Origin of the sequence: Rathayibacter tanaceti, assembly GCF_009834165.1 — a bacterium.
Lineage (GTDB): Bacteria > Actinomycetota > Actinomycetes > Actinomycetales > Microbacteriaceae > Rathayibacter > Rathayibacter tanaceti.
In genome coordinates, this window is the sequence record NZ_CP047186.1 from 1 (window position 1) to 12,671 (window position 12,671).

A 12,671-nucleotide genomic window follows, 5' to 3' on the forward strand; every position below is an offset into this window, starting at 1 on the left:
ATGGCAGACGACACGTCGATGGTCGACGCGTGGAACGTGATCCTCGGGGCACTGTCACAGGACGAGCGGATCACCGCACCTCTCTACGGCTTCGTCTCGCTCGTGGAACCCAAAGGCATCATGGCCGGCACGTTCTACCTCGAGGTCCCGAACGAGTTCACGCGCGGCATGCTCGAGCAGCGCGTACGCGTGCCACTGCTTAGCGCGATCGGGACGCTCGACGACTCCTTCGGGGTCTCGACGTTCGCCTTCGTGGTGAATCCCGACATCGAGCACGAGCCGCTGAGCTCCCCCTCGCCCTCGGAGTCGATGAACCCGTTCGAGCCGATCACCGCTTCCTCCGGGTCCGCCGCGCCGGTGCGCGTCGTCGAGGAGCTGCGCACCGCTCCGGCCACCGACACCCGGCTGAACCCGAAGTACAGCTTCGACAACTTCGTCATCGGAGGCTCCAACCGGTTCGCGCACGCCGCCGCCGTCGCCGTCGCCGAGGCCCCCGCGAAGGCCTACAACCCGCTCTTCGTCTACGGCGACTCCGGGCTCGGCAAGACGCACCTCCTCCACGCCATCGGCCACTACGCGATGAGCCTGTACCCCGGGATCCGCGTGCGCTACGTGTCGAGCGAGGAGTTCACCAACGACTTCATCAACTCGATCGCGAACAACCGGGGCAACGCGTTCCACGGTCGGTATCGCAACGTCGACATCCTCCTGATCGACGACATCCAGTTCTTGCAGGGCAAGGCGGAGACGCAGGAGGCGTTCTTCCATACCTTCAACCAGCTGCACGACCACAACAAGCAGGTCGTGATCACCTCCGATCTGCCACCGAAGGCCCTCACCGGGTTCGAGGACCGGATGCGCTCGCGCTTCGAGTGGGGCCTGATCACCGACGTGCAGGCGCCCGACCTCGAGACGCGCATCGCGATCCTCCGCAAGAAGGCGGTCAGTGAGAAGCTGCTCGTGCCCGACGACATCCTCGAGTTCATGGCCTCGAAGGTGTCGAGCAATATCCGCGAGCTCGAGGGGACGCTCATCCGCGTCACCGCATTCGCGAGCTTGAACCGCACGCCGGTCGACATGTCTCTCGTGCAGACGGTGCTGAAGGACCTGATCACGCTCGACGAGGACAACGTCATCTCGCCGGTCGATATCATCAACCACACCGCCGACTACTTCAAGCTCACGGTCGACGACCTCTACGGTTCCTCCCGCTCGCAGGCGGTGGCGACCGCGCGACAGATCGCGATGTACCTCTGCCGCGAGCTGACGAACCTCTCCCTACCCAAGATCGGGCAGCTGTTCGGCAACCGCGATCACACGACAGTGATGTACGCGAACAAGAAGATCTCGGAGCTCATGAAAGAGCGCCGCAGCATTTACAACCAGGTCACCGAGCTGACCACTCGCATCAAGACCAACCGCTAGCTGGAGAGGCGGTAGCGGCGGTTCCGGCTCTGAGAAGGTGCGGCGGCGTCCGCCGTGGCGGATCAGGGTCCGGAGACGCTGCCGCAGCGAGAGCACCGAGCGCCGTGACGGAGCGGTGAGCTTACGCATCGAGAGGCTCTCGCTGAGCAGCGTGAGAAGGAGCGCATCCCCGATCTTCTGGTCCGTGGAGGGCACCGTCCCCAGATCGAGTTCATCCGATCGCCTCTCCGCTTCGACACGTCTGATCACGGCTCGGAATCCGGTGCCCGGACGATCGGGGAACGGAGCCGGTTCCCGCCGACGAGCCCGGCGAGAAGGTCCATCGCCTCTCTGGTGTCGAGACCGAGAAGAGCACGGCACGCCGTAGGACTTCATCTGACGGTCGCCGTCTCCCCACCCGCTCGTAGGTTCCCGTCTCGATACCCTGCGTCGTGACGAAGCACGGCTTCGCGGCCGGCTCCCGTTTGTCAACGAGGACGACCACCGCGGGCGCACCATCCACTGCCGAGACGTCGATGTGAGCGCGGGGAGAAGGAGCGACAGTGCCGGCCGCGTCGTGCCTGCTTCGCGGCCGAACACCCCGGCCAGGGCGTTCTGGACAAGCGGAGGCATCGAATCCGGCGGCGGGCACGAAACGCACTGCCTCGTCGAGACCGAGGAGGATCAACCCTCCGTTGCCGGTGGCGAAGGCTCTCATAGTGGGCCAGAAGCTCTTCGAGGCTCCGCCGTCGACCCTGTCGCCCCGACATCCTGGGCGATTTCCACAGTGTGAGGAACCTGTGGATAACTGTGGACAACCGGCCCGTGACTGTGCGGGCGGAGCGGTCGCCTGTGGAAGGCGTTCGGTCGCTCCGGATCGCTCCACAGGGCGTCCACCGGCGCGCTCACACTCCCTCCACAGGGACGGTCCACCCCGATCCCTGTCCGCAGTAAGGGTCCGAAGCGTTTTCCACAGTTTCCACACGTGTTAACACTGTTAACGCAGTTCTCTCTTTAATCAGACGTCGACCGACAACCTCTCCACACCCGGCTCTCGCCGCTCGAGAGCAGCCCGCTTCCGAGGGGAGCGAGCCCTCCGGGTACGATGGGCGACGGTCTTCGTCCGCAACTCGTCAGGGGTGTACTCGTGAGGTTCCAAGCCAACCGCGATGTCTTCAGTGAGGCGGTGTCGTTCGCGGTCAAGCTGCTGCCGCAGCGCACGACACTGCCGATCCTCTCCGGCGTGCTCATCGAGGCGACAGCCGAGGGTCTGACCCTCTCCTCCTTCGATTACGAGGTGTCGGCCCAGACGCAGATCGCGGCCGATGTCGAAGAGACCGGGACAGTGCTGGTCTCCGGCCGCCTCCTCGCGGACATCGCCAACCGGCTGCCCAACGCGCCCGTGCGCATCGCCACGGAGGAATCGCGCGTCTCGGTCTCGGCGGGCTCGGCCCACTTCACGCTCCTCCAGATGCCGGTGGAGGAGTACCCGAGCATCCCCGAGATCGACGCCTCCACCGGGCTCGTGCCGGCCGACGCCTTCGCCGCGGCCGTGTCGCAGGTGGCGGTCGCAGCCTCCCGCGACGATGTCACCCCCGTGATCACCGGCGTGCAGCTCGAGATCACGGACAACACGATCGGCCTCGTGGCGACCGACCGCTACCGGGTCGCCGTCCGTGAGATCGACTGGGACAACGGCGAGAACCCCGCTCCCGCGCAGCCGGTCACCGCACTGGTGCCGGCGCGCACTCTCCAGGAGGTCGGCAAGACCTTCGGCCACTCGGGCACCGTCTCGATCGCGATCACCAACCGCGACGAGCGCGAGCTGATCGCGTTCACCGCCGACCGGAAGACGGTCACGTCACTGCTGATCAAGGGCAACTTCCCTCCCGTGAAGCGCCTCTTCCCCGCCTCCGTCGAGAACTACGCCGTCATGGCGACGAGCGACCTCATCGAGGCGACCCGCCGCGTCTCGCTCGTGCTCGAGCGGGAGGCCGCCCTCCGCTTCAGCTTCAGCAGCGACGGGCTGACGCTCGAGGCGATCGGCTCGGAGCAGGCGCAGGCCTCAGAGAGCATCGACGCGATCGTGACGGGAGACGACGTGGTCGTCTCGCTCAAGCCGCAGTTCCTGCTCGACGGCCTCGCTGCCGTGCACTCGGAGTTCGTGCGCATCGCGTTCACCAAAACCGAGAACCCCAACAAGCCCGGCCCCGTCCTCATCACGGCACAGACCTCGCGCGAGCAGCCCGGCAGCGACAGCTACCGCTACCTGCTCCAGCCCAACCTGCTGCTGCGCTGACCAGCTCCCGGATCGCAGAGCCGCGACCGTCCCGCTCCCGACGAGCGCCCGCCCGCCGGATATCGAATCCAGGAAGGTTCACCATGCACATCGGACTCGTCGGCCTCGGCAAGATGGGCGACAACATGCGCTCCCGCCTCCGCGAGAAGGGCGTCGAGGTCACCGGATACGACCGCAACCCGGAGGTCTCGGACGCCGCCTCGCTCGACGAGATGATCGCCGTGCTCCCCGCGCCCCGCGTCGTCTGGGTGATGGTCCCGGCGGGTGAGATCACCGATTCGGTGATCAAGGACCTCTCGGAGAAGCTCAGCGAGGGCGACCTCGTCATCGACGGCGGCAACTCCCGTTTCACCGAGGACTTCAAGCACGACGCGCTGCTGAAGCCGCTTGGGATCCACTACATCGACGCCGGCGTCTCCGGCGGAGTCTGGGGACTGCAGAACGGCTACGGCCTCATGGTCGGCGGGCCGAAGGAGCTCGTCGAGTACGCCATGCCCGTCTTCGACGCTTTGCGCCCGGAGGGCCCCCGCGAGGAGGGCTTCGTCCACGTCGGTGAGGTCGGCGCGGGGCACTACGCGAAGATGGTGCACAACGGCATCGAGTACGCGCTGATGCAGGCGTTCGCCGAGGGCTACGAGCTGCTCGACACCCGCAAGGACATCATCAACGACGTTACCGGCACCTTCAAGGCCTGGCAGCGCGGCACGGTCGTGCGCTCCTGGCTCCTCGAGCTGCTCGTCCGCGCCCTCGAGGAGGACCCGGAGTTCGAGCACATCGAGGGCTACGTCCAGGACTCCGGCGAGGGACGTTGGACGATCGAGGAGGCGATCAACAACGCCGTCCCGGTGCCCACGATCAGTGCCTCGATCTTCGCGCGCTTCGTCTCGCGCCAGGAGGACTCGCCGGCGATGAAGGCGGTCGCGGCGCTGCGGAACCAGTTCGGGGGGCATAGCGTCAAAGCCGTCGACTGAGCGGAGCTCAATCGACGGGCTCGGCCGGTCCCTGCCCGTCCTCGCGGCGGTCGGCTTGTCCAGGTAAGGGCGATTCGCAGAGCCGGTGACGGACTACGGACTGCGGCCCCCGTGAGGCAGGGATGCTCTCGCGGGGGCGGCGGGCCTTCGGCCGCCTTACCTGGTGGGGCGGCGGGCACATGCTGGTCCATGTGGCCTGCAGGGTGTATCGAGACTCCGAGACGAGCGGCGGAGGAGAGGAGCGCGACGTGCACGTGACGCAGTTGGCGCTCAGCGACTTCCGGAACTACGGGTCGGTCGACGTCGCGCTCGTTCCGGGATCGAACCTCTTCGTCGGGCGGAACGGACAGGGCAAGACGAACCTGGTCGAATCGCTCGGGTACCTCTCGACGCTCGGGTCGCACCGAGTGTCGAGCGACCAGGCGCTCATCCGCGCCGGCCGCGACAGCGCGGTGATCCGCGCCAGGCTCCGCAACGGCGACCGTGAGCTGCTCGCGGAGGTCCAGATCAACCGCTCCTCCCCCAACCGCGCTCAGATCAACCGCGGCGGCATCAAGCCGCGCGAGCTCCCCCGCTTCTTCTCGAGCGTCCTCTTCGCACCGGAGGATCTGCTCCTCATCCGCGGCGACCCGTCGGCCCGCCGGCGTTTCCTCGATCAGCTGGTCGTCCTCCGTTCCCCGCGGATGAGCGCAGTGCAAGCCGACTACGACCGGGTGCTGCGCCAGCGCAACTCCCTCCTGAAGTCGGCACGGACGAGCGGGATCCGCGACACGTCGAAGCTCGGCACCCTCGACATCTGGGATGAGCGTCTGATCGCGCTCGGCTCCGAGATAATGCAGTCCCGCATCACCCTTGTGGACGAGCTGAACGGGCCGGTCCGTGCCGCCTACGAGGCGGTCGCCGGAGCCGATCAGCGCCCGATGCTGCGCTCACGGTTGAGCATCGAGGGCGCGGTCGACGACGAGGGTGAGCCGGTCGAGCAGTCAGGCGCCTCCGAGTCGCCCGCGGTGGGCGAGGGGCTGGCGGAGGCGTTCGCGTCCGCCCTGGTCGGGGTGCGGCGCCGGGAGCTCGATCGGGGCGTCTCCCTCGTCGGCCCGCACCGCGACGACGTGCAGTTCGAGCTGAACTCGCTGCCCGCGAAGGGCTACGCGAGCCACGGCGAGAGCTGGTCGTTCGCGCTGGCGCTGAAACTGGGCGCGGCGGAGCTTCTGCGCCACGACTCCCCGATGGGCGACCCGGTGCTCATGCTCGACGACGTCTTCGCCGAACTGGATGCGCGCCGACGCGAGCGCCTCGCCACCGTGGTCGCCGACTACGAGCAGGTGCTGATCACTGCGGCGGTCTTCGACGACGTCCCGGAGGCACTCGCCGCGCAGACGGTGCGGATCGAGGCGGGCCGGATCGTGGGGACCGGAGCCGCCGCCGCTCCGATCACGGCACCTGAGCGGGAGTCGATCGTCGCCGAGCCCACTGCGGCGGAGCCGGCCGATGACTGACCCCGCCCGCCGCGGAGCCCCTGCCCCCGACTCCGAGGCCGCCCGTGTCTACCGGCACCTCAAGGAGGTGTTCGGCGCGGACGGCCCGCGCCGCGTCCGCCGGACCGTCGAGCGCGTAGAGCCCGCGGGCGACGCGATCCCGTTCGGCAAGGGTCGCGACCCGCACGACCTCGGCGACGTCCTTGACTCCCTCACGGTGAAGCTCGGCTGGACCGCGCCACTGGCGCAGGGCGACCTGATGTCGTCGTGGACGGCGATCGCCGGCGAGGAGACCGCGAAGCACTCGACTCCCGTCGGCGTCGTGGACGGCGTGCTCACCGTTGCGTGCGAGTCGACCGCGTGGTCGACGCAGCTGCGGCTGATGCGGATCGAGATCATGAACCACATCGCCGTGAACTTCCCCGACGCGGGTATCGCCTCGATCCGATTCCAGGGACCCGACGTCCCGAACTGGAAAAAGGGTCCCAGGTCGATTCCAGGGCGTGGTCCGCGCGACACCTACGGCTGACAACGCATTTTCGGTCGACCGTTCAACTTTCGCGCCTCAGATCGCCGTCCAGCGCTTCGGAACGGGCTCGTACGCGATAGAATGGGGGGCCGCCGAACCGCAGCGACTCCGCCCCGCGGGTGATCTCCAGATCTTCGCGTGCGCCGCGACGGACCGTCAGAGGAGAACTCCACAGCTATGACACAAGAGCCGAACGACTCCACGTCACCCGCAGAGAACGACCTGGACGCGAACGGCTCCTCCGGCCCCGCCGCTCCGCACGAGAGCATGTCGACGAAGTCGTCCGGCGACTACGGCGCCAATCAGATCCAGGTGCTCGAGGGTCTCGAGGCAGTTCGCAAGCGACCCGGGATGTACATCGGGTCCACCGGGCCGCGCGGTCTGCACCACCTGGTCTACGAGATCGTCGACAACGCCGTCGACGAGGCTCTCGCGGGCTACTGCGACAACATCGAGATCGTCATGCGCGCCGACGGAGGCGTCACCGTCGCCGACAATGGTCGCGGCATCCCGGTCGACATGCACCCCACCGAGGGCATCTCGACCGTCGAGCTCGTGCTGACGGTGCTGCACGCCGGCGGCAAGTTCGGGGGCGGCGGCTACGCGGTCTCCGGCGGTCTCCACGGCGTCGGCTCCTCCGTGGTCAACGCCCTCTCGACGCGGCTCGAGGTCGAGGTCAAGCGCCAGGGCGCGGTGTACCGGATGAGCTTCACCGATGGCGTCCCCGATTCCCCGCTCGAGAAGGGCGAGGCCAGCGACGAGACCGGCACCACGATCACCTTCTGGCCCAACGCCGAGATCTTCGAGACGGTCGAGTTCGACTACGAGACCCTCCGGGCGCGGTTCCAGCAGATGGCGTTCCTCAACAAGGGCCTGCGGATCGCGCTGACCGACCGGAACGAGGTCGAGTTCGAGGGGGAGGGCGAGGCCGAGACCGAGGGCGACCGCACCGACGTCTTCCACTACGAGAAGGGTCTCGTCGACTACGTCGAGTACATCAACTCGCTCAAGAAGTCCGATCTCGTGCACTCCGAGATCATCGACTTCGAGTCGGAGGACTCCGAGCGGCGCATCTCCCTCGAAGTCGCGATGCAGTGGACCACGGCCTACACCGAGAGTGTCCACACCTACGCGAACACGATCAACACCCACGAGGGCGGAACCCACGAGGAGGGCTTCCGCGCCGCGCTGACCTCGCTGGTCAACCGATACGCGCGCGCGAACAACCTGCTCAAGGAGAAGGACGAGAACCTCTCGGGTGACGACATCCGCGAGGGGCTCACCGCGGTTGTCTCGATCAAGCTCGGCGAGCCGCAGTTCGAGGGCCAGACGAAGACGAAGCTCGGCAACACCGAGGCCAAGGCGTTCGTGCAGCGCGTGGCCGGCGAGCAGCTCGCCGACTGGTTCGACCGCAACCCGAGCCAGGCCAAGGACATCATCCGCAAGGCGATCCAGGCCGCCTCCGCCCGCATGGCGGCGCGGAAGGCGCGCGAGACCGCCCGGCGCAAGGGCCTGCTCGAGGGCGGCGGGATGCCCGGCAAACTCAAGGACTGCCAGTCGAAGGACCCGTCGATCTCCGAGATCTTCATCGTCGAGGGCGACTCCGCGGGCGGATCCGCGGTGCAGGGCCGCAATCCCGAGACGCAGGCGATCCTCCCTCTGCGCGGCAAGATCCTCAACGTCGAGAAGGCGCGGCTCGATCGCGCGCTCGGCAACAACGAGGTCCAGGCGATGATCACGGCGTTCGGAGCCGGCATCGGCGAGGATTTCACTCCCGACAAGGCGCGGTACCACAAGATCATCCTGATGGCCGACGCCGACGTCGATGGCCAGCACATCACCACCCTCCTGCTGACCCTGCTGTTCCGCTACATGCGCCCGCTGATCGATCTGGGCTACGTCTACCTCGCTCAGCCGCCGCTCTACCGCCTCAAGTGGTCCAACTCGGCTCACGAGTACGTGTACAGCGACCGCGAGCGCGACGCGCTCCTCGCGCACGGTGCCGCCTCCAACAAGCGCATGCCCAAGGAGAACGGCATCCAGCGCTACAAGGGACTCGGCGAGATGGACTACAAGGAGCTCTGGGAGACGACGATGGACCCCGCCACGCGCACCCTCCTCCAGGTCACCCTCGACGACGCGGCCGCCGCAGACGAGATCTTCTCCACGCTGATGGGGGAGGACGTCGAGTCGCGCCGTTCCTTCATCCAGAAGAACGCGAAGGACGTCCGGTTCCTCGACATCTGAGATCGCGTCGCGATCTCGAGGGTCGAGCACAGACAGCAGCTCCACGCGCCACGGCAGCGGAACCCGACCACCTCGCCACGGCGACGACGGCCCGCAAAGGGCCGCACGACCACCGCCGAACCTCCACCCCGAGAACATTCCGAACGACCACCTGACACCCAGCGCGACCGCCGCCCCCACTCACCAGGGGCCCGGAACCATCTGAGAGACCAGAGATCATGGCAGACGAAGCAGACACACCCACCGGCCCGGACGACAGCGAGGACATCGTCACCGAGACCGGTGTGGTGATCCACGGGCACGACAAGATCGAGCCGGTCGACCTCCAGCTCGAGATGCAGCGCTCGTACCTCGACTACGCGATGAGCGTCATCGTCGGCCGTGCACTGCCCGAGGTGCGTGACGGTCTGAAGCCGGTGCACCGTCGCGTGATCTACGCCATGTACGACGGCGGCTACCGCCCCGACAAGGCCTTCTCGAAGTGCTCCCGCGTCGTCGGCGACGTCATGGGCCAGTTCCACCCGCACGGCGACTCCGCGATCTACGACGCCCTCGTGCGCCTCGTGCAGCCGTGGAGCCTCCGCTACCCGCTCGCTCTCGGCCAGGGCAACTTCGGCTCCCCCGGCAACGACGGCGCCGCGGCCCCGCGGTACACCGAGACCAAGATGGCGCCGCTGGCCCTCGAGATGGTCCGCGACATCGACAAGAACACCGTCGACTTCCAGGACAACTACGACGGGCGCACCCGCGAGCCGGCGATCCTCCCGGCACGCTTCCCCAACCTCCTGGTCAACGGTTCCGTCGGCATCGCGGTCGGCATGGCCACCAACATCCCGCCGCACAACCTCCGCGAGGTCGCTGCGGGTGCGAAGTGGGCGCTCGAGAACCCGGAGGCGACCCGCGAGGAGCTGCTCGAGGCGCTGCTCCAGCGGATCAAGGGCCCCGACTTCCCCACTGGCGCGCAGATCCTCGGCGTGCGCGGCATCCAGGTTGCGTACCGCACCGGCCGCGGCTCCATCACGATGCGCGCGGTCGTCTCGATCGAGGAGATCCAGGGCCGCACCTGCCTCGTCGTCACCGAGTTGCCGTACCAGGTGAACCCCGACAACCTGGCGGTCAAGATCGCCGAGCTGGTCAAGGACGGCCGCGTGTCCGGCATCGCCGACATCCGCGACGAGACCTCGGGCCGCACCGGGCAGCGCCTCGTGATCGTGCTGAAGCGAGACGCGGTCGCGAAGGTCGTGCTCAACAACCTCTACAAGCACACGCCGCTGCAGGAGAACTTCGGCGCGAACATGCTCGCGATCGTCGACGGCATCCCGCGCACGCTCTCGCTCGACGGCTTCATCCGGGCCTGGGTCGACCACCAGGTCGAGGTCGTCGTGCGGCGGACTCAGTACCTCCTCGACGAGGCGGAAGCGCGCATCCACATCCTGCGCGGCTACCTCAAGGCGCTCGACGCGCTCGACGAGGTCATCGCGCTCATCCGCCGCTCTCCCACCGTCGAGGAGGCGCGCGACGGCCTGATGGAGCTGCTCGACATCGACGAGGTGCAGTCGCGGGCGATCCTCGACATGCAGCTGCGCCGGCTGGCCGCGCTGGAGCGCCAGAAGATCATCGACGAGCACGACCGGATCCAGGCCGAGATCGAGGACTACAAGTCGATCCTCGCGAGTCCTGCGCGTCAGCGGACGATCATCTCGGACGAGCTCGACGAGATCGTCGAGCGGTTCGGTGACGATCGCCGCACCGAGATCCTCTTCGGCTTCGACGGCGACATGAGCGTGGAGGACCTGATCCCCGAGGAGGAGATGGTCGTCACCGTCACCCGCGGCGGCTATCTCAAGCGCACCCGCAGCGACTCCTACCGCGCCCAGCACCGCGGGGGCCGGGGCGTGCGCGGCGCGCAGCTGAAGGCCGACGACATCGTCGAGCACTTCTTCGTGACCACCACGCACCACTGGCTCCTCTTCTTCACCAACACCGGACGCGTGTACCGCGCCAAGACCTACGAGTTGCAGGAGGCCGGCCGCGACGCGAAGGGCCAGCACATCGCCAACCTCCTCGCGCTCGAGCCGGGAGAGCAGATCGCTCAGATCCTCGACATCCGCGACTACGAGGCGGCGCGCTACCTCGTGCTCGCCACTCGGGACGGCCTGGTCAAGAAGACGGCCCTCTCCGAGTACGACACCAACCGCTCCGGTGGGATTATCGCGATCAAGCTGCGCGACGGCGACGAACTGGTCTCGGCGCTCCTGGTGGAGGAGGACAGCGATGTGCTGCTCGTCTCGCGCAAGGGCATGTCGATCCGCTTCACCGCTTCCGACGAGGCGCTTCGCCCGATGGGCCGCTCGACGTCGGGAGTGCGCGGCATGGCGTTCCGCGGAGAGGACCGCCTTCTCGACGCGAACGTCGTCAGCGACGAGGGCTTCGTGTTCGTGGTGACCGAGGGAGGCTTCGCGAAGCGCACCGCCGTCGACCAGTACCGCCTCCAGGGCCGCGGCGGTCTGGGCATCAAGGTGGCCAAGCTCGAGGAGAAGCGGGGCGATCTCGTGGGCGCCATCATCACCGGAGAGGACGACGAGGTCCTCGTCGTCCTCGCCAGCGGCAAGGTGGTACGCTCTGCCGTGGCCGAGGTACCGGCCAAGGGTCGCGACACCATGGGAGTCGTCTTCGCACGATTCGCGGAGGACGACCGCATCATCGCACTCGCCAAGAACACCGAACGCAATCTCGACGCCCAGGACGAGGATCCCGACGCCGCGGCGCCGGCCGAGTCCGGCCCGGTGTCGGAGGAGGATGGGTCCGTAGATGAGTAGCACCGTCGCCGAGAAGCTCGCCAAGAAGTCCGCGAAGAGCCCGGCGGCGAAGCAGGTCCGCCTCAAGTTGGTCTACGTCGACTTCTGGTCGGCCGTGAAGCTCTCGTTCCTGATCGGCCTCACGCTCGCGATCATCACGATCGTCGTCGTCTACCTGGTCTACACGGTCCTGGCGCAGACGAACGTGTTCAACGAGGTCAACGGTCTCGTTCAGGACATCGCGGGCGCGGAGACGTTCGACCTCAACTCGGTCGTCTCACTTCCCCAGGTCATGGGGTTCGCGATCGTCGTGGCCGTGCTCAACACCATCGTGACCACCGCACTCGGGGCCATCGTCGCGGTGCTGTACAACCTCAGCGTGAAGATCACCGGAGGCCTGCTGGTCGGTTTCACCAACCAGTAGGGCGCGCGGAGCCGCCGATTGGGATTCTGACGTCGCGTCGGGTAGAGTCTCATCTGGTCATTTCGGGGGTATAGCTCAGGCGGTTAGAGCGCTTCACTGATAATGAAGAGGTCCCAGGTTCAAGTCCTGGTACCCCCACGGTGCCCATTGCGAGAGCCGCTCCCAGCGCGGCTCTCCGCAGTCGGCTCGTCGACGTGGCCCGTTCCACGGAGCGGGTCACGTCGGCTACCGAGAATCGCTGGCACGCGGTTCTCGCCTCCCGCCTTCATCCGGCGGTAGAACCCTCCTGATCGGCTCGCTGATCACGGGGCCTTAGCTCAGTTGGTAGAGCGCCTGCTTTGCAAGCAGGATGTCGGGAGTTCGATTCTCCCAGGCTCCACACTTCCTCCCAGCGCTCCGAGGTCGCCCTTCTGTCGTGCGATCGCGGTGGCCGACGACCGTGAACGTCTCGTGTGCCGCGCACCGAAGGCGTCGAGCGCCGCCAGTCCATTGGCTGGACGTATCGGTTGCGGCGTCCGGTGCGG

General features: G+C 67.2%; 8 protein-coding genes and 2 tRNA genes. All 10 read left to right on the top strand.

Annotated features, from left to right (window positions below; genetic code table 11):
• Nucleotides 1-120: 120 nt before the first annotated feature.
• The 10 genes from dnaA (at nucleotide 121) to GSU10_RS00050 (ending at nucleotide 12,526) form a co-directional block, all read left to right on the top strand.
• Nucleotides 121-1,425: a chromosomal replication initiator protein DnaA gene (gene dnaA, locus GSU10_RS00005; RefSeq protein WP_413784016.1), complete on the top strand. Its 1,305-nt coding sequence runs from the start codon at nucleotides 121-123 to the stop codon at nucleotides 1,423-1,425.
• A gap of 1,126 nt (nucleotides 1,426-2,551) precedes the next feature.
• Nucleotides 2,552-3,703 (top strand): DNA polymerase III subunit beta, encoded by a 1,152-nt coding sequence (gene dnaN, locus GSU10_RS00010; protein ID WP_068207869.1) that lies wholly within the window; start codon nucleotides 2,552-2,554, stop codon nucleotides 3,701-3,703.
• A gap of 83 nt (nucleotides 3,704-3,786) precedes the next feature.
• Entirely contained in the window at nucleotides 3,787-4,674 is an 888-nt protein-coding gene (gnd, locus tag GSU10_RS00015) for a phosphogluconate dehydrogenase (NAD(+)-dependent, decarboxylating) (protein WP_132504601.1), read from the top strand.
• A gap of 248 nt (nucleotides 4,675-4,922) precedes the next feature.
• The gene (gene recF, locus GSU10_RS00020) at nucleotides 4,923-6,170 is read left to right on the top strand and encodes a DNA replication/repair protein RecF (protein WP_068207822.1); all 1,248 of its coding nucleotides are present in this window, start codon (nucleotides 4,923-4,925) and stop codon (nucleotides 6,168-6,170) included.
• Nucleotides 6,163-6,678 carry a DciA family protein gene (locus tag GSU10_RS00025; protein ID WP_068207825.1) on the top strand — a complete coding sequence of 172 codons (516 nt, stop codon included), beginning with the start codon at nucleotides 6,163-6,165 and terminating at the stop codon, nucleotides 6,676-6,678. Before recF ends, GSU10_RS00025 begins: the two co-directional genes overlap by 8 nt.
• A gap of 177 nt (nucleotides 6,679-6,855) precedes the next feature.
• Nucleotides 6,856-8,925, top strand: coding sequence for a DNA topoisomerase (ATP-hydrolyzing) subunit B (gene gyrB, locus GSU10_RS00030; RefSeq protein WP_082844930.1), 2,070 nt, complete (start codon nucleotides 6,856-6,858; stop codon nucleotides 8,923-8,925).
• A 218-nt stretch (nucleotides 8,926-9,143) separates the two neighbouring features.
• Entirely contained in the window at nucleotides 9,144-11,744 is a 2,601-nt protein-coding gene (gene gyrA, locus GSU10_RS00035; RefSeq protein WP_132504603.1) for a DNA gyrase subunit A, read from the top strand.
• Entirely contained in the window at nucleotides 11,737-12,147 is a 411-nt protein-coding gene (locus tag GSU10_RS00040) for a DUF3566 domain-containing protein (RefSeq protein WP_068207827.1), read from the top strand. Before gyrA ends, GSU10_RS00040 begins: the two co-directional genes overlap by 8 nt.
• Nucleotides 12,148-12,211: 64 nt before the next feature.
• Nucleotides 12,212-12,285, top strand: a tRNA-Ile gene (locus GSU10_RS00045).
• 168 nt (nucleotides 12,286-12,453) lie between these two features.
• Nucleotides 12,454-12,526 (top strand) — tRNA-Ala (locus GSU10_RS00050).
• Nucleotides 12,527-12,671 lie beyond the last annotated feature (145 nt).